Source organism: Streptomyces sp. 17_S59, assembly GCF_056930295.1.
The window spans coordinates 2897248-2912835 of the sequence record NZ_JBXOWD010000001.1 but is presented as its reverse complement, the minus strand read 5'-3'; the positions used below and the strand labels follow the sequence as shown (position 1 = coordinate 2912835).

Genomic DNA, 15588 nt, shown 5'->3' with positions numbered 1-15588 from the left:
ACGCCGGGGGAGGGGCGTCAGTGCTCGTGCCAGTAGAAGACGTAGTACGAGGCCAGGGCCAGGCCGACCCCGAAGGCCAGCCCCATCCCCGACGCCTTCAGCACCGAGACGTGCGTGAGGCTGTACAGAAAGCCGATGCTGATGCCCAGCAGCGAGCCGAACGAGGCGGCCCGCACCTCGGCGATCATCCTGCGCCGCTGGCGGATCAGCACGATGCCGAGCCCCGTCGAGACGAGCGCGGCGACGAGCCCCAGCAGCCACCCCTGGGGTTCGCCGAAGCCGTTCTCGTGCGAGAGGAAGACCGCGTACAGGCCGAGGACGACCCCGAGCGTGACGGGCACCGCCCAGGTCGCCCGGGAGGCGCCGCCCGCGTGCTGGAGGTGGGTGCCGCGGGCGACCGGGCCCGGGCCCTCGTGGGCGTAGTGCCGTCCCGGCATGATCGAGTGCGTGGGCATGACGGGCTCCTCTCACTCATCCCCGTCCCACCAGGGCACACCCGCCCCGGGGCGCGGGCAACTCGATCAACTCGCCGCGGGGGCGGGGGTGATCACCGGCCCACGGGCCGCTCGTAGTGCGTCACGTCCCAGTACCGCCCGAACTTCCGCCCCACCTCGCGGAACGTGCCGACGGGCGTGAAGCCGAACCGCAGATGCAGGGCCGCGGAGGCGGGGTTCGGCTCGGCCACGCTCGCGTACGCGCGGTGCACGTCCTCGCCCTCCAGCGCGGCGAACAGCGCCTCGTACAGCAGCCCGCCGATCCCGCGCCCCGTCGCGCCGGGCGCGCAGTAGACCGAGACCTCGACGGACGTGCGGTAGGCCGCCCGGGCGCGGAACGGGCTGCTGGTCGCGTACCCCAGAATCCGGCCTTCCGGGCGTTCGCCCCCTTCCTGGGCAACCAGAAGCCGGTGCGGGCCGTCTTCGGAGTAGGAGAGCAGCCAAGGGCGACGCTCCTCCTGTGTGAACGGGGCGACGTCGAATGTGATGGCCGTCTCACGGACGTAGTGGTTGTAGATCGCCGTGAGCTGCTCCAGGTCGGCCTCGGTACCCGGTCTGACCTGCACTTCCATCGGCTCGATCACCCTGCCTCCCCGCTGTGTGGCCGGACAGGGTACTGCATGATCACAAAAGAGAAGACGCCTCCGGGGAATTCTGTCCGAATTACGGTCGTTCTTTCCTTCGGACGGGGCGCCCGGCCCGGGGGTCTCGCTCCATCCCGCGACCGTCTCATCGCAAGGGAGTACGCATGGCAACCCGTGCCGTCGCCCGTCGTCAGACCACTGCCCGGCAGGCAGTGCCCGACGAGGCCAGCAGTGTTCGCGCCGCAGGCGGGGAGATCGCCGATCGCGACCTGGTCGGCATGTACCTCGACGAGATCGCGCGTACGCCCCTGCTCGACGCCGCCAAGGAGGTCGAGCTGTCGCAGACCATCGAGGCGGGCGTCTACGCCCGGCAGATACTGGACGGCCTCGAGGAGGCCGGTGCCGGGGCGGGCAAGGCTTCCCGCGAGGAGCTGGAGGCGATAGCCGCCGAGGGTGCGCACGCCAAGGACGTCTTCATCAAGTCCAACCTCCGCCTCGTCGTCGCGGTGGCCCGGCGGTACCCGCGCAGCGGGCTGCCCCTCCTCGACCTGATCCAGGAGGGCAACGCCGGTCTCGTCCGCGCCGTCGAGAAGTTCGACTACACCAAGGGCTTCAAGTTCTCCACGTACGCGACGTGGTGGATCCGCCAGGCCATCACCCGGTCCATCGCCGACCAGTCCCGTACGATCCGGCTCCCCGTCCACCTGGTCGAGGAACTCGGCCGGATCCGGCGGGTGCAGCGCGAGTTCAACCGGGAGAACGGCCGCGAGCCCGAACACGCCGAGATCGCCGCCGAGTTGGGCACCACGCCCGAGCGGGTCGGCGACGTGCTCGACTGGGCCCGCGACCCGGTGAGCCTGAACATGTCCGTGGACGACGAGGGCGAGACCCAGTTCGGCGATCTGCTGGAGGACACCTCCGCGATCTCGCCGGAGCAGTCGGTCATCGCCCTGCTGCGCAGCGAGGAGCTGGAGAGCCTCATCGGCCGCCTCGACCACCGCACCGCGTCGATCATCAAGGCGCGCTACGGCATCGACGACGGGCGCGAGCGCACGCTCACGGAGGTCGGCAAGCAGCACGGGCTGACCCGGGAGCGGATCCGGCAGATCGAGAAGCACGCGCTCCTCGAGCTGAAGAAGATGGCTCACGACACCGGGTTCGACGCGGCGGCCTAATAGGGCATAACCTGGGCATTACCCAATAGACCGGGCCCCGGCGCCTCCCCCCTTGCGCCGGGGCCCTTTGGTGTCCGCCGGGCCACGGGCTCAGCCGGCCGCCGCGCGGCCGAGGCGGTCGCCCAGCTCCCGCAGGCGCTCCACCAGCACCGCCGGCTCGTGCACCGCGAACTCGCAGTCCACCATGGCCAGCCGGAACGCCACCCACTCCACGGGGTCGGACGTCATGACGTCCAGCCGGCTGGTGTCCCCGTCCCCGTCGCCGGCCACCGGGGTGCCGAGCCACTTCGGCAGCCGGGCCGTGACGGCCTCCGCCGGGGCGGAGAACGTCACCACCAGCCGGTACGCCGGCTGGAGCCCGGCCATCGAGCGGCTCAGGAACTCCGCCGCGTCCGCCGCGGGCAGCTCCCGCGGGGCGAACCGCGCGCCCGTGGCGAACGGCTCGCTCACCCGGTCCACCCGGAAGGTGCGCCAGTCGTCCCGGTCCAGGTCGTACGCGACCAGGTACCACCGCCGCCCCGTGCTGACCAGCCGGTTCGGCTCGACGAGCCGCTTCGTCTCCGTGCCGTCGCCCTTGCGGTAGGCGAAGCGGAGGCGCTCGTGGCCGGTCGCGGCGGCGGCCATGACGGTGAGCGTCCGGGGGTCGACAGTCGCCCCGTCGCCGCTCGCGAGCGGTATCGTTGCAGCTTGAAGTGCCGAGACCCGGTGCCGCAGCCGGGACGGGAGCACCTGCTCCAGCTTGGCCAGGGCCCGCACCGACGCCTCCTCGATTCCCTCGACGGCGTGCCCCGCGCCCGCGCGCAGCCCGACGGCGATCGCCACGGCCTCCTCGTCGTCCAGGACGAGCGGCGGCAGCGCCGCCCCGGCCGCGAGCCGGTACCCGCCCTCCGCGCCCTTCGTCGCCTGCACCGGGTAGCCGAGGTCGCGGAGCCGCTCGATGTCCCGCCGGATCGTGCGCGCACTCACGCGGAGCCGCTCGGCCAGCTCGCTGCCGGGCCACTCGCGGGGGGTCTGGAGGAGCGACAGCAAATTCAGGAGACGTGCCGGGGTGTCGGTCATACGATCAAGGGTCGCACCGATCTAGGACAAAACCTGGCCTATTAGGGGGTTAGCTTCTTCTCCGGCCCGGCGCTCAGCGCCCGGCCCGGCATCCGAACCCGGTGCCCGAACCGGTGCCCACTGAACGACATGGAAGGCAGTACGTCTGTGACCACCGCAGCGACCACCGATCCGCCCGCCGAGGCAGCCGCCGACCGCCGCCGCTGGCTGGCGCTCGCCGTGGTGATGACCGCGTCCTTCATGGACCTGGTCGACGTCACCATCGTCAACATCGCCATGCCCAGCATCCGCCAGGACATCGGCGCCTCCTTCAGCATCCTCCAGTGGATCACCGAGGGGTACGCGCTCGCCTTCGCGGCCGGGCTCATCACGGGCGGCCGGCTCGGCGACATCTACGGCCGCAAGCGGATATTCCTGCTCGGCATGGGCGGGTTCACCCTCGCCTCGATGCTCTGCGGCATCGTCGGCGACCCCCACCTGCTGGTCGCCGCGCGCGTGCTCCAGGGGGCGATGGCGTCGCTCATGGTGCCGCAGGTGCTGGCGATCGTCCACGCCACGTTCCCCGCGCACGAGCGGGGCAAGGTCTTCGGCATGTTCGGCGCCGTGGTCGGCCTGGGCGCCGTCTCGGGGCCGATCCTGGGCGCGCTGCTGACCCAGTGGAACCTCTTCGGGCTGGAATGGCGGCCGATCTTCCTCGTCAACCTGCCGGTCGGCATCGCGGGCCTCCTCCTCGGCCGCATGTACATCTCCGAGTCCAAGGCCCCCAAGGCGCTCAAGCTCGACCTGGTCGGCATGGTGCTGGTCACCGGCGGCGTGCTGATGCTGCTCTACCCGCTGACCCAGGGCCGTGAGCTGGGCTGGCCGCTGTGGGGTTACCTGTGCATGGCCGGCAGTGTGCTCGTCTTCGCCGCCTTCGTGGCGTACGAGCGCTTCAAGGCCCGCAAGGACGGCTCGCCGCTGGTCGAGCTGTCGCTGTTCGGGGTCAAGAGCTTCGCGGGCGGCATCGGCGTGCAGACCGCCTTCGGCATCGCCTGCGGCATCTTCTTCCTCATCTGGACCCTGTACATGCAGATCGGCCTGGGCTGGAGCGCGCTGAAGGCCGGCCTGACCGGCATCCCGTTCTCCGTCGCCGTCTCGGCGGCCGCGGGCATGTCCGTGCAGAAGCTCGTCCCGAAGTTCGGGCGCAAGGTGCTCCAGGCCGGTGCGGTGGCCATGGCGAGCGGCGTCCTGCTCTACATCTGGGAGTCCTCGTACTTCGGCACGGACATCCAGCCCTGGCAGATGGCGCTTCCGCTGGTCGTGATGGGCATCGGCATGGGCCTGATCGTCGCCCCGCTCACCGAGAGCATCCTCGCCGAGGTGCCGCGCGAGCACTCCGGTTCGGCGTCCGGGCTCATCAGCACCACCCAGCAGCTCGGCAACGCGATCGGGCTGGGCCTGGTGTCCGTCGTCTTCTTCGACGCGCTGGACGAGGGCAAGGTGGCCCGGGGGCGCGCGGGCGAGGCGTTCGGCGAGGCGTTCCGGCACGGCATGTGGTGGGTCGCGGGCGTGCTGGGCCTGGTCCTGGCGCTGATGTTCGCGCTGCCGCGCAAGGCGAAGCCGGCCGCGGGCGCCGAGGCGGCCGGAGCCGAGGACGAGGCCGCGCAGGAGCAGGAGGCCGTCGCGGCGGTGTAGGACGCCGCCGACCCCGCACCGGGACGATTTGCCGTACGCCGGGCCCCATCCGCATCGCGGGTGGGGCCCGGCGGCGTTTCAGGGCAAGGGCACCGCCGGTCCGGGGCGAGGGGGATCCGGGGCGAGGGGGATTCGGAGGGGGATTTGACGGAGATGATCTCCGGCATCATCATTCCACTAACACGTTAGTGAAACGAGGTGGACGGTGATCGCCTTTCGCGTCGAGCGACGCAGCGGTGTCGCCACCTACCTGCAACTCGTCCACCAGGTGAAACAGGCACTCCGCCTGGGCTTCCTGGAGCCCGGGGACCGGCTGCCGACCGCCCGCGAGGTCGTCGCCGCCCTCGCCGTCAACCCCAACACCGTGCTGCGCGCCTACCGGGAGCTGGAGCGGGAGGGGCTGGTCGAACCGCGGCCCGGGCAGGGCACGTTCGTGACGGCCTCGCTGTCCCGGGCCGCCGCTGGGGCCGGATCGCCGCTCCGCGCCGAGGCCGCCGCCTGGGTGGCCCGGGCGCGCGCGGCCGGGCTGGAGCGGGAGGACGCCGAGGCCATCGTCGCCGCCGCTCTGGACGAGCGTTTCCCCTTGTCACCGACACCGCGGTCAATGGAGGAAGAGACGTGACCGAACCGAAGGCCGCTGCAGCCGCAGCACTGACCGCGACGGGGCTCGGACGGCAGTTCGGCAGCGGATGGGCGTTGCGCGACTGCGACTTCACGCTGCCCGCCGGCCGGACGACGGCCCTCGTCGGGCCCAACGGAGCGGGCAAGAGCACCCTGTTCCACCTGGCGACGGGCCTGCTGCGGCCCACCGCGGGCGAACTCCGGGTCTTCGGCGCCGCCCCCGGGGACCCCGAGGCCCGCCGCCGCACCGCTCTGCTGGCCCAGGACAAGCCGCTGTACCCGCGCTTCACCGTGGCCGACACGCTGCGCTTCGGGCGCGAGCTGAATCCTTCCTGCTGGGACGCGGCGGCTGCCGAGCGCATCGTCAGGTCCGGCGGTCTGGCCCTGGACGCCCAGGTCGGCACGCTGTCGCCCGGCCAGTGCACCCGGGTCGCCCTGGCCCTGGCCCTGGGCAAGCGGCCCGAACTACTGCTGCTGGACGAGCCGCTGGCCGATCTCGATCCGCTCGTGCGCATCGAGGTGATGGGCCTGATCATGGCCGAGGCGGCCGAGCGCGAGATCACCGTCGTGCTGTCCTCGCACATCCTGTCCGAGCTGGAGAACGTCTGCGACCACGTGCTGCTGCTCAAGAACGGCGGCGTCCGGCTCACGGGCGACGCGCAGCAACTGTGCGAGGAGCACCTCCGGCTCACCGGGCGCGCCGACGAGTCCGCCCCCGACGGGCTGCCGCCCTCCATCGACCGCTCGGCCGTCGTGGAGTCCGCCGTCACCGGCCGCCAGGTCACCGCGCTCGTCCGGCACGCCGGGCCCGTCGGCGACCGGTGGCTCACCGAAACCCCCACCCTGGAAGACCTGTTGCTCGCCTACCTGCGCTCGGACGGCACCACCGGCAGCGGCTCCTCGGAGGCCGCCGCGTGAGGGGCACCCTGTGGCTGGCCTGGCGCCAGCAGCGCGCGACGATCGCCGCCGGTGCGGCGCTGCTCGTCCTCTGTGCGCTCTGGGTCGCGTACCGGCGGGCGGACATGACGGCCTTCATCAGCGATCACCACATCGTGGTCGAGGCGTGCAAGGGCTGGAACGGCGACTGCGACGGCGTTCCCGCCCGGCGCCTGCTCGCCGACAACTCCGACGCCATCCGTGCCCTCGGCAGCCTGAGCACCGCCCTGCCCGTGCTCATCGGCATCTTCTGGGGCGCGCCCCTGCTCGGGCGCGAGCTGGAGAACGGCACGGCCAAGCTCGCGCTCACCCAAGACGTGGGCGTCGGCCGGTGGTTCGCCGTCCGCTTCGCCCTGGCCGCCGTGTGCGCGGTCGTCGGCTCGGCGGTGCTCGCGGCGCTGGTCGCGTGGTGGTGGTCGCCGATGTCCAACATGCTGGAGGGCCCGTACTGGCACGACGGCTTCATCTTCAACGCCACCGGCCCGGCGGCCGTCGCCTGCGCACTCTTCGGGCTCGCGGTCGGCACGGCCGCCGGCCTGCTGACCCGGCGCACGACGGCTGCGATGGGGGTCGCGCTGGCGGTGACCGGCGGCGTCCGCTTCCTGCTGAACTACGTCCGGTCGGACTGGATCGCCCCCACCGCCCGGGTGACCCCGGGCATGACACCGAAGACGCCGGTGGGCAGCGCCTGGTCGACGGGCCGGTTCGGCTACCTGGACGCCTCCGGCCGGGAGTACTCCATCGACCACTACTGCCAGACCTCGGGCGAGGCGCTGCGGCAGTGCATGGCCGAGAACGGCTTCGTCGCCCGCTACCACAAGGTCTGGCCGGCCCGTGACTTCTGGGCCTTCCAGTGGATCGAGACGGCTCTCTTCCTGGGCGCCGCGGCCGCGCTGGTCGCGCTCACGTATGCGGTGCTGCGGCGGCGGCCGCTCTGACGCGGCGGTCTCGGCCCCGGTCTCGGTTGTTGCGGTCCCAGCTGCTGTGGCCTCGGCTGCTGTGGCTGTGGCCTCAGCTTTCGTACAGCTCGCGGTACGACGGGAAGACGCCCCCCGGGCCGTCCACGCTCTCGGCGGCGAGGACGGCCTTGACCACCGACCGGGTGAGCACGTCCGCCCCGGCGGCCAGGATCTCGTTGACGGCCCCGACCGCGAAGTCCGCGCTGTTCGGCAGGGATTGCTCCACCGGCAGCGGGCGCTCCCCGGTGGCCAGGGCGAAGACCGTGTCGCCGTCGCTCATCAGGTGCACGGGCCGCACGGCGCGTGCCAGGCCGTCGTGCGCGGCGCCCGCGAGCTTCTGCGCCTGGGCGCGGGTGAGGGCGGCATCGGTGGCGACCACCGCGAGGGTGGTGTTCAGCGGCGGGTGCGCGGACGCCGTCCAGCGCTTCACGGACTCCAGGCGCGCGGCCTCCAGGGTCTCCTGGGCGGCCCGGTGCCGTTCCGGCACGGGGTAGTCGATCCGGCCGCCCTCGTACAGCCGCCCGTACAGCGCGCCCGTCGCCGGATCGACCACCGAGCCCGCCGCGTTGACCGCGGCGAGAGCGGCCACGGTCACGCCCGAGGGCAGGACGACGCTGGCCGTGCCGATGCCGCCCTTGAGCCCGCCGGCCACGGCGCCGGTGCCCGCGCCCACGTTGCCCTGAGGGACCGGGGCGCCGGGCCGGGTGCCGGCCGCCGCCTCGGCCGCCGCCCTGCCGAGGGCGGCGTCGGGGCGGGCCCGCCAGTCGCCGCCGCGGCCCAGGTCGAAGAGGGCGGCCGCCGGGACGACCGGCACCACCTGCTCCGGCTCCGGGCCGACGCGGAAACCGCGGCCCGCGTCCTCCAGCCAGGCCGTCACCCCGGACGCGGCGTCCAGGCCGAAGGCGCTGCCGCCCGTGAGTACGAGGGCCTCGACTCGCTGGACGAGGTTGTGGGGGGCCAGGGCGTCGGTCTCGCGGGTGCCCGGGCCGCCGCCGCGGACGTCCACGGCCGAGACGGCGCCGCCGGTGGGGGTGAGGACGACTGTTGTTCCGGTGAGGGATCCGGGGGTGGGGTGTTGGGCGTGGCCCACGCGGAGTCCTTGGACGTCGGTGAGGGCGTCCTGGGGGCCGGGGCCGAGGGCGGGGGTGGGGACGGGGTGTGTGCGGGTGGTGTCCATGGGGGGTTTCTTTCCCCTACCCCGCCCCTTCCCGAAACTGGGGGCTCTGCCCCCAGACCCCCGGTCCTCAAACGCCGGACGGGCTGTTTTGGCTTCCCCGCACCGACAGCGTTACCCCAATCGTCACCGTCGCCGCGCTTACCAAACCCGCCAGCAGCACCGCCGCGTGGCCTGCGAACGTGCAGGACAGGACTGCCAGGGACGAGACGGGGAGGGTCAGCTGCTGGGACAGGCCGCGTTTGTAGTGGCGGGAGTGGATCAGCCAGACCGTGAGCATGAAGAGTGCCGCCGGGACCGTCACCGCGCTCGCCGCCGCGACGGTCGAGACATGGGCCTTGCCGGTGCTCTCCTCGACCGCCACTTCGATGCCCGCGCCGATCGCGGCGGCCGAACCGAAGATCAGGTAGTGGCCGTAACCCCACAGGAACGCCTGGCGGTTGGAGGCCAGGTGCAGATGGATCGGCGCCGCGAAGTAGATCCAGTAGGCGGCGAAGATCAGCAGCAGGCCCCCGGCGGCGATCGGCAGGAGGTCGCCCACCGCCTCGTGCTCGTCCGCCGCCGACTGGACCGCAACCGTGGCCGCCGCGACCGTCTCGCCCAGCACGATGATGGTGAACAGGCCGTACCGCTCGGCGATGTGGTGCGGGTGCCAGGCCGTGGGCTCGCTCAGCTCGGCGTACACGGGCACGGACATCTCCAGGGGGCCCATCACCAGGAAGACCCAGGGCTTGGCGCCGCCGGGCAGGAGCAGCAGGCCCAGCCAGCCGATCTGGCAGAGGCAGACGCCGACCGCGTACCGCAGCGCGGTGCGGCGCTCCGCGCCCGTGGTGGCATGCGCGGCACGCAGCCACTGCGACACGAGCGCCAGCCGCATCACCAGGTAGCCGAACCAGACCATGGCGAAGTCGCCGGCGGTGAACGCGCGGGGGACGCCCGCGGCGAGGATCAGCACTCCGGCGATCTGGATCAGCGTCACCACGCGGTACAGCACGTCGTCCGTGTCGTAGGCGGAGGAGAACCAGCTGAAGTTGACCCACGCCCACCAGATCGCGAAGAACGTCATCAGGTAGCCGGGCACGCCGTGTTCCGGATGGCCCTCGGCGAGGGAGTGGACCAGCTGCCGGCCCGCCTGGGCGACCGCGACCACGAAGCACAGGTCGAAGAAGAGCTCCAGCGGCGTGGCGGTGCGGTGTGCCTCGTCCCGGCCGCGCGGGCTCATCCGGCGCAGCACGCCGGAGGGCCGGGCGGGGGGCGAGTCCTCGCTCATACGGCGATTGTCGCCGGGCGGCCTGGCGACCGCCCGGCGAAGACCTCCGTCGGAGTCCGTACCCTGGATGCATGAGCACCGCCCCCGAGCCCGCACCCCGGCGCAAGCCCGCCGCGCTGATCTTCGACGACCCGCTGTCGCAGCAGTCCTCGGACGACACCGACCGCGGCTGGGGCGAGCGCCCGACGGCCGGCGACGGCAACGACAGCGCCGCCGACCTGGCGCGTTTCCTGGACGAGAAGCCGCCCCACCACATCTGAGGCCCGCCGGGCCCCGGGACGACAGGGCCTAGCGCTGGGCGGGGACGGAGTCCGTGCCCGGGCCGCGGCGCTGCTCGATGAGGGTGTCGCGGATCTGGGCGAGCAGCTCGATCTCCGTCGGCTCGGCGGGCTTGGTCTCCGCCGGGGACTTGGCCGCCTGCCGGTCCTGCCAGCGCTTCATGGGCAGCAGCATCAGGAAGTAGACCACCGCGGCCGTGATCAGGAAGGTCATCGAGGCGCTGAGCACCGCGCCCCACTGGATGAAGACGCCCTTGGTCACCTCGCCCGCCGCGTTCCTGGCGCAGGGGCCCTTGATGCAGGCGGCGTAGCGGTCCAGGTCCTTGGTGCCGAAGGCGCCCACGATCGGGTTGATCACGCCCTTGACCACAGAGTTCACGATGTTGGTGAACGCCGCGCCGATGACGACGGCGACAGCGAGGTCGATGACGTTGCCCCGCATCAGGAATGCCTTGAAGCCGCCAAGGACCCCTGTTTTCTTCTCGCTCACCGAACAGCCTCTCTCTGCGCGCACCTGTCATGGAATGGTCGATCCCATAACATACGAGATATTCAGTCCGGTGTGTCCAATTCGCTGACACGATCAGACCACCCGCCAGTGCGCCAGCGCGGCCGAGCACGCCGTGCCCGCCCCGGCCGCCGCGACGACCCCGGCCGTCACCAGCCGCCGCCACCGCCCGTGCCGTCTCCGCCGCCCCACCCGCACCGGGGCGAACATCGGCACCCCGCACCCGGGAGGCGCCCAGGAGCGCGGAACGGAGCCACCGGCAGGAGCAGCCGGCAAGCCCCGGAGATCCGGGAGATCCGGGAAAAGGGACAACGGAACCACCGCCCATCGTGGGGAGTCTCGAAGCGACGCTCCCCACGATCCCGGCTTCCGGCGGATCCTGCCGGGGCCTGTGGACTACCCCCGGGTTGTGGAAAACCCGGTCACCCTCGCTTACGGCAGTTCGATCCCCAGGTCCCACCCGTCATGCGCATGCGTGCACAGGCAGTCCCGGTCCTCGGTCTTCGGCAGCGCCGCCACCGCGTCGAAGAGCACCTCGCGCAGCCGGGCCACGTTCTCCCCGAAGACCCGCAGCACCTCCTCGTGCGTGACGCCCTCGCCCGTCTCGGCGCCCGCGTCCAGGTCCGTGACCAGCGACATGGAGGTGTAGCAGAGCCCCAGCTCACGGGCGAGGACCGCTTCCGGGTGCCCGGTCATGCCGACCACCGACCAGCCCTGCGCGGCGTGCCAGCGGGACTCGGCGCGGGTCGAGAAGCGCGGGCCCTCGACCACCACCATCGTGCCGCCGTCCACCGGCTCCCAGCCGCGGCCGCGGGCCGCCGCCAGCGCCACCGCGCGCCCGGCCGGGCAGTACGGGTCGGCGAACGACAGGTGCACCACCTCCGGAACCGTGCCGTCCGGCAGCGGCTCCCCGTCGAAGAAGGTCTGGGCGCGGGACTTCGTGCGGTCCACCAGCTGGTCCGGGACGAGCAGCGTCCCCGGCCCGTACTCCGCCTGCAGCCCGCCCACCGCGCAGGGGCCCAGCACCTGGCGGATGCCGAGCGAGCGCAGCGCCCAGAGGTTGGCCCGGTAGTTGATGCGGTGCGGCGGAAGGTGGTGGCCCCGGCCGTGCCGGGGGAGGAAGGCGACCTTGCGGCCGCCCAGCTCGCCGAGGAAGAGCGAGTCGCTGGGGTCCCCGTAGGGGGTCTTCACCGTGATCTCGGTCACGTCGTCCAGGAAGGAGTAGAACCCCGACCCGCCGATGACGCCTATCTCCGCTGTGGGTGCAGTCATGTGATCACCCTAGCCCGGCCCCTGCAAGCACGCCGGGGCCCGCCACCTCCGGGGGAGGTGGCGGGCCCCGGTGAGAGAAAAGCGTTCGCCCGGCTCGGCTGCTCAGGCGGCCGAGCTGCTGCTCGAGGAGGTCGAGGTGCTCGACGACGAGGACGACGAAGACGTCGAGGACGAAGAGGACGTCGACGAGGACGTGGACGAAGACGTCGAGGACTTCGCCGCCGGGCTGCTGCTGGACGACGAGCCGCGGCTGTCGTTCCGGTAGAAGCCGGAGCCCTTGAAGACGATGCCGACCGCAGAGAACACCTTCTTCAGGCGTCCGTCGCACTGGGGGCACACGGTCAGGGCGTCATCGGTGAACTTCTGCACCGCCTCGAGGCCCTCGCCGCACTCGGTGCACTGGTACTGGTAAGTCGGCACTTGTGTTCCTCCTGGCACTCTCACTCAATGAGTGCTAACGACGCTCAATAGTGCAGTATTCCGGTCCGTCAGTCCACCGAAACGGGCTCACGGTGACCGACCCCACGTGCCGCGACGACCGACTCGCCCGTCGGCGTCAGCGCCTTGCGCAGGCCCAGCAGGACCACCAGCGCCAGGGCCGTGCCGCCCAGCGGCACCAGGAATCCGGTGCTCGCGCCGTGGGCGTCGATCAGCCGGCCGCCCACGGTGGCGCCCGCCGCCTGGCCCAGGCCGACCGCGCCGGTCAGCCAGGTGAACGCCTCGGTGCGGGCGCCCGCCGGGACGAGCCGCTCGACCAGCGTGTAGCCGGTGATCAGCGAGGGCGCGATGCACAGGCCCACGAACAGGCCCGCGGCGCCCAGCAGCGGCAGCGCGTGCGCGGCCCACAGCGGGGTGGTGGCCAGGACCAGCAGCGGGTAGGCGGTCAGCAGCCGGCGCTGCGGGCTGGACTTCCAGGCGACGGCGCCGCAGACGATGCCCGCGATCATGTTGCCGGCCGCGAAGGTGCCGTACATCAGGCCGTTGAGGCCCGGCTCGCCCAGTTCCTTGGTGAAGGCGGTCATCGACACCTGCATGCCGCCGAAGACCGTGCCGATGCCGAGCATGGTGATCGCCAGCACCCGCACGCCCGGCACGGACAGCGCGGAGGCGGTCTTCCCGCCGTCGGCGGCGCCCGCGGCGGCCGTACGGCTCGCGGCGGGCTGGGTGCGCCGCTGGGAGGCGAACAGCAGACCGCCGACCAGCGTCAGCGCGGCCTCGGCGATCAGCCCGGCCGCCGGGTGGACGCCGGTGCACAGCGCGGTGGCCAGCACCGGGCCGATCACGAAGGTGAACTCGTCGGTGACCGACTCGAAGGCGGCCGCCGTCGGCATCAGCGGCGAGCCCTCCAGCTTCGCCGCCCAGCGGGCCCGGACCATGGGGCCGATCTGCGGGGTCGACGCACCGGCCGGCACGGCCGCCACGAGCAGGGCCCACAGGGGGGCGTGCGACAGCGCGAGCGCCGTCAGCAGCGAGATCGCGGCGGCGTGCACGACGACGCCGGGGATGAGCACGGTGGCCTGTCCGAAGCGGTCCGCGAGCTTGCCGCTCAGCGGGGCGAACAGGGCCATGGCCACGCCCGCCGTCGCCGAGACGGTGCCCGCGGTGCCGTACGAGCCGGTGGTGTCGTTGACCAGCAGCAGGATGCCGATCGTCAGCATCGCGAACGGCTGGCGTGCCAGGAAGCCGGGGAGCAGGAAGGACAGCGCGCCGCGTGTACGCAGCAGGCTGCCGTATCCGGCACGGGCCCCGGTGGTGTCGTTGACCGTGGCTGCCACGGTCCGGCCTTTCCGCCGCCTGGTAGCACGCCCCGGACGGGATCACCGCACGGAGCGCGCCGAGAGCTGTCCTCTCGCGCAGGACCGTGGTAGATGCCAATCCGGCCGCCTGGTGACCGAAAGGTGTCACGCGGCCGCGGCCGCCGTGCGGTCGCGCCAGCCCTGCATCAGGCAGAGTTGGTTCGGTATGTCAGTAAAGGTTCGCAAGCGAACACTACGTAGTCATAGTTCTCACTACGTGAGCGAATAGCTTACTTAACCTACTTCCTCTTTACCAGACCCCTCTTTGCCTTCCGCTTTGCCACCGCACTCTCCGGGGCCGGCGGGGGCGCCCCCAGCCAGCCCGCGAGCTTGCCGCCCCCGGCGACGGCGCGCAGCCGCCGCTCGGCCGCGTCGCGCACCGGGTCGGTGGCCACCACCAGCAGCTCGTCCCCGTGCCGCAGCACGGTCGAGGGCCCCGGCACGAAGCTCGCGCCGTCCCGCACGATCAGGGTGACGGCCGCTCCCGCGGGCAGCCGCAGCTCGCTCACCTCGACGCCGTGCATCCTCGAGTCGTCCGGGACGGAGACGGACAGCAGGTGCCCGCGCAGCCGCTCCAGCGGCGCCGACTCGATGCCCAGGTCCTTGGCCTCCTCGCCCTCGCCCAGCTCCAGCCGGCGGGCCAGCCAGGGCAGCGTCGGGCCCTGCACCAGGGTGTAGACGATCACCAGCACGAAGACGATGTTGAAGATCCGGCGGCTGTCGGCGACCCCGGCCACCATGGGGATGGTGGCCAGCACGATGGGCACGGCCCCGCGCAGCCCGGCCCAGGACAGCAGGACCTTCTCCCGCCAGGGCGTGCGGAACGGCGCGGTGCTCAGCACGACCGACACCGGGCGGGCCACCACCGTGAGCACCAGCCCCACCACCAGCGCGGGGACGATGTCGCCGCCCAGCTCGTGCGGGGTCACCAGCAGGCCGAGCAGGACGAACATGCCGATCTGGGCGATCCATCCGAGCCCCTCGGCGAAGCCCCGGGTGGCGGGCCAGTGCGGCAGCTTGGCGTTGCCGAGGATCAGCGCCGCGAGGTAGACCGCGAGGAAGCCGGAGCCGTGGGAGAGCGCGCCGCCCGCGTAGGCGACGGTCGCGATGGCCATCACGGCGATCGGGTAGAGGCCGGAGGCGGGCAGCGCCACGTGCCGCAGGCCGTACGCGCCGAGCATGCCGACGGCCAGGCCGACGGCCGCGCCGATGGCCAGCTCCAGGGCGATCCGGCCGAGGAGCACGTACCAGTGGTCGACCGGGCCCGCGGCCGAGAAGGCGACGACGAGGATGACGACGGGGGCGTCGTTGAAGCCGGACTCGGCCTCCAGAACGCCCGTCAGACGGCCGGGGAGCGGCACGTTGCGCAGGACGGAGAAGACGGCCGCCGCGTCCGTGGAGGACACCACCGCGCCGATGATGAGGGCCTGCCGCCAGTCGACGCCCGCCAGGTAGTGGGCCGCCGCGGCGGTGACGCCCACGCTCACCGCGACGCCGAAGGTGGAGAGGACGGCCGCGGCCGGCAGGGCGGGTCTGATTTCGTGCCACTTGGTGCCGAGACCGCCCTCGGCCAGGATGACGACAAGTGCCGCGTAGCCGATGACCTGGGTCAGGCCGACGTCGTTGAACGAGACGCCGATGCCGTCCTGGCCGATGGCCACGCCGATGCCCAGATAGACGAGCAGGCTCGGGAGCCCGCTGCGCGAGGAGACCCGGACTGCCGCCACCGCGACGAGCAGAACGAGCGAGCAGATCAGCAGGAGTTCGTTGAGGTGGTGGACAGTCAGG

General features: G+C 72.2%; 17 protein-coding genes. 6 read left to right on the top strand and 11 right to left on the bottom strand.

The window, feature by feature from the left end; all coding sequences use genetic code 11:
- Positions 1-17: 17 nt before the first annotated feature.
- Positions 18-455: a hypothetical protein gene (locus AC1Z4A_RS12820; protein ID WP_483678402.1), complete on the bottom strand. Its 438-nt coding sequence runs from the start codon at positions 453-455 to the stop codon at positions 18-20.
- Positions 456-547: 92 nt separating this feature from the next.
- Positions 548-1066 (bottom strand): N-acetyltransferase family protein, encoded by a 519-nt coding sequence (locus AC1Z4A_RS12815; protein WP_483683582.1) that lies wholly within the window; start codon positions 1064-1066, stop codon positions 548-550.
- Between the two features lie 176 nt (positions 1067-1242).
- Here AC1Z4A_RS12815 and AC1Z4A_RS12810 point away from each other — a divergent pair, with 176 nt between their 5' ends.
- Positions 1243-2253, top strand: coding sequence for a sigma-70 family RNA polymerase sigma factor (locus AC1Z4A_RS12810; protein ID WP_483678400.1), 1011 nt, complete (start codon positions 1243-1245; stop codon positions 2251-2253).
- Positions 2254-2343: 90 nt separating this feature from the next.
- Here the strand turns inward: AC1Z4A_RS12810 and AC1Z4A_RS12805 are convergent, their stop codons facing one another.
- Positions 2344-3312 carry a helix-turn-helix transcriptional regulator gene (locus AC1Z4A_RS12805; protein WP_483678397.1) on the bottom strand — a complete coding sequence of 323 codons (969 nt, stop codon included), beginning with the start codon at positions 3310-3312 and terminating at the stop codon, positions 2344-2346.
- Between the two features lie 129 nt (positions 3313-3441).
- On the opposite strand from AC1Z4A_RS12805, the gene AC1Z4A_RS12800 reads away from it, so the two are divergent.
- The 4 genes from AC1Z4A_RS12800 to AC1Z4A_RS12785 all read left to right on the top strand — a co-directional run bounded on the left by AC1Z4A_RS12800 (position 3442) and on the right by AC1Z4A_RS12785 (position 7481).
- Positions 3442-4986, top strand: coding sequence for an MFS transporter (locus tag AC1Z4A_RS12800; RefSeq protein ID WP_483678395.1), 1545 nt, complete (start codon positions 3442-3444; stop codon positions 4984-4986).
- 205 nt (positions 4987-5191) lie between these two features.
- Entirely contained in the window at positions 5192-5608 is a 417-nt protein-coding gene (locus AC1Z4A_RS12795; protein ID WP_483678391.1) for a GntR family transcriptional regulator, read from the top strand.
- Positions 5605-6525: an ATP-binding cassette domain-containing protein gene (locus AC1Z4A_RS12790; RefSeq protein WP_483678389.1), complete on the top strand. Its 921-nt coding sequence runs from the start codon at positions 5605-5607 to the stop codon at positions 6523-6525. Before AC1Z4A_RS12795 ends, AC1Z4A_RS12790 begins: the two co-directional genes overlap by 4 nt.
- Positions 6522-7481, top strand: coding sequence for a transporter (locus AC1Z4A_RS12785; RefSeq protein ID WP_483678387.1), 960 nt, complete (start codon positions 6522-6524; stop codon positions 7479-7481). Before AC1Z4A_RS12790 ends, AC1Z4A_RS12785 begins: the two co-directional genes overlap by 4 nt.
- Positions 7482-7554: 73 nt before the next feature.
- On the opposite strand, the gene AC1Z4A_RS12780 is transcribed toward AC1Z4A_RS12785, so the two are convergent.
- Positions 7555-8679: a P1 family peptidase gene (locus tag AC1Z4A_RS12780; protein WP_483678385.1), complete on the bottom strand. Its 1125-nt coding sequence runs from the start codon at positions 8677-8679 to the stop codon at positions 7555-7557.
- 67 nt (positions 8680-8746) lie between these two features.
- Positions 8747-9946: a low temperature requirement protein A gene (locus AC1Z4A_RS12775; protein WP_483678383.1), complete on the bottom strand. Its 1200-nt coding sequence runs from the start codon at positions 9944-9946 to the stop codon at positions 8747-8749.
- Positions 9947-10017: 71 nt separating this feature from the next.
- On the opposite strand from AC1Z4A_RS12775, the gene AC1Z4A_RS12770 reads away from it, so the two are divergent.
- Positions 10018-10206, top strand: coding sequence for a hypothetical protein (locus tag AC1Z4A_RS12770; protein WP_483678380.1), 189 nt, complete (start codon positions 10018-10020; stop codon positions 10204-10206).
- Positions 10207-10234: 28 nt separating this feature from the next.
- Here AC1Z4A_RS12770 and mscL read toward each other — a convergent pair whose 3' ends face one another.
- The 6 genes from mscL to AC1Z4A_RS12740 all read right to left on the bottom strand — a co-directional run bounded on the left by mscL (position 10235) and on the right by AC1Z4A_RS12740 (position 15587).
- Positions 10235-10714 carry a large conductance mechanosensitive channel protein MscL gene (gene mscL, locus AC1Z4A_RS12765; protein WP_483678378.1) on the bottom strand — a complete coding sequence of 160 codons (480 nt, stop codon included), beginning with the start codon at positions 10712-10714 and terminating at the stop codon, positions 10235-10237.
- A 93-nt stretch (positions 10715-10807) separates the two neighbouring features.
- The gene (locus tag AC1Z4A_RS12760) at positions 10808-10942 is read right to left on the bottom strand and encodes a hypothetical protein (protein WP_483678374.1); all 135 of its coding nucleotides are present in this window, start codon (positions 10940-10942) and stop codon (positions 10808-10810) included.
- A 222-nt stretch (positions 10943-11164) separates the two neighbouring features.
- Positions 11165-12004 carry an S-methyl-5'-thioadenosine phosphorylase gene (locus AC1Z4A_RS12755; protein WP_483678371.1) on the bottom strand — a complete coding sequence of 280 codons (840 nt, stop codon included), beginning with the start codon at positions 12002-12004 and terminating at the stop codon, positions 11165-11167.
- A gap of 102 nt (positions 12005-12106) precedes the next feature.
- Positions 12107-12424, bottom strand: a complete 318-nt coding sequence (locus AC1Z4A_RS12750; RefSeq protein ID WP_483678368.1) for an FmdB family zinc ribbon protein — start codon at positions 12422-12424, stop codon at positions 12107-12109.
- Between the two features lie 68 nt (positions 12425-12492).
- On the bottom strand, positions 12493-13779 hold the full coding sequence (locus AC1Z4A_RS12745; protein ID WP_483678366.1) for an MFS transporter: 1287 nt from the start codon (positions 13777-13779) through the stop codon (positions 12493-12495).
- Between the two features lie 260 nt (positions 13780-14039).
- Positions 14040-15587 (bottom strand): potassium/proton antiporter, encoded by a 1548-nt coding sequence (locus AC1Z4A_RS12740; RefSeq protein WP_483683581.1) that lies wholly within the window; start codon positions 15585-15587, stop codon positions 14040-14042.
- Position 15588 lies beyond the last annotated feature (1 nt).

What these genes read in the sequence shown, in the direction of transcription:
- AC1Z4A_RS12810 (WP_483678400.1), top strand. Translation starts at nt 1,243, where the DNA reads ATGGCAACCCGTGCCGTCGCCCGTCGTCAGACCACTGCCCGGCAGGCA.
- AC1Z4A_RS12755 (WP_483678371.1), bottom strand. Translation starts at nt 12,004, where the DNA reads ATGACTGCACCCACAGCGGAGATAGGCGTCATCGGCGGGTCGGGGTTC.
- AC1Z4A_RS12815 (WP_483683582.1), bottom strand. Translation starts at nt 1,066, where the DNA reads ATGGAAGTGCAGGTCAGACCGGGTACCGAGGCCGACCTGGAGCAGCTC.
- AC1Z4A_RS12780 (WP_483678385.1), bottom strand. Translation starts at nt 8,679, where the DNA reads ATGGACACCACCCGCACACACCCCGTCCCCACCCCCGCCCTCGGCCCC.
- AC1Z4A_RS12760 (WP_483678374.1), bottom strand. Translation starts at nt 10,942, where the DNA reads ATGTTCGCCCCGGTGCGGGTGGGGCGGCGGAGACGGCACGGGCGGTGG.
- AC1Z4A_RS12800 (WP_483678395.1), top strand. Translation starts at nt 3,442, where the DNA reads ATGGAAGGCAGTACGTCTGTGACCACCGCAGCGACCACCGATCCGCCC.
- AC1Z4A_RS12820 (WP_483678402.1), bottom strand. Translation starts at nt 455, where the DNA reads ATGCCCACGCACTCGATCATGCCGGGACGGCACTACGCCCACGAGGGC.
- AC1Z4A_RS12805 (WP_483678397.1), bottom strand. Translation starts at nt 3,312, where the DNA reads ATGACCGACACCCCGGCACGTCTCCTGAATTTGCTGTCGCTCCTCCAG.
- AC1Z4A_RS12775 (WP_483678383.1), bottom strand. Translation starts at nt 9,946, where the DNA reads ATGAGCGAGGACTCGCCCCCCGCCCGGCCCTCCGGCGTGCTGCGCCGG.
- AC1Z4A_RS12770 (WP_483678380.1), top strand. Translation starts at nt 10,018, where the DNA reads ATGAGCACCGCCCCCGAGCCCGCACCCCGGCGCAAGCCCGCCGCGCTG.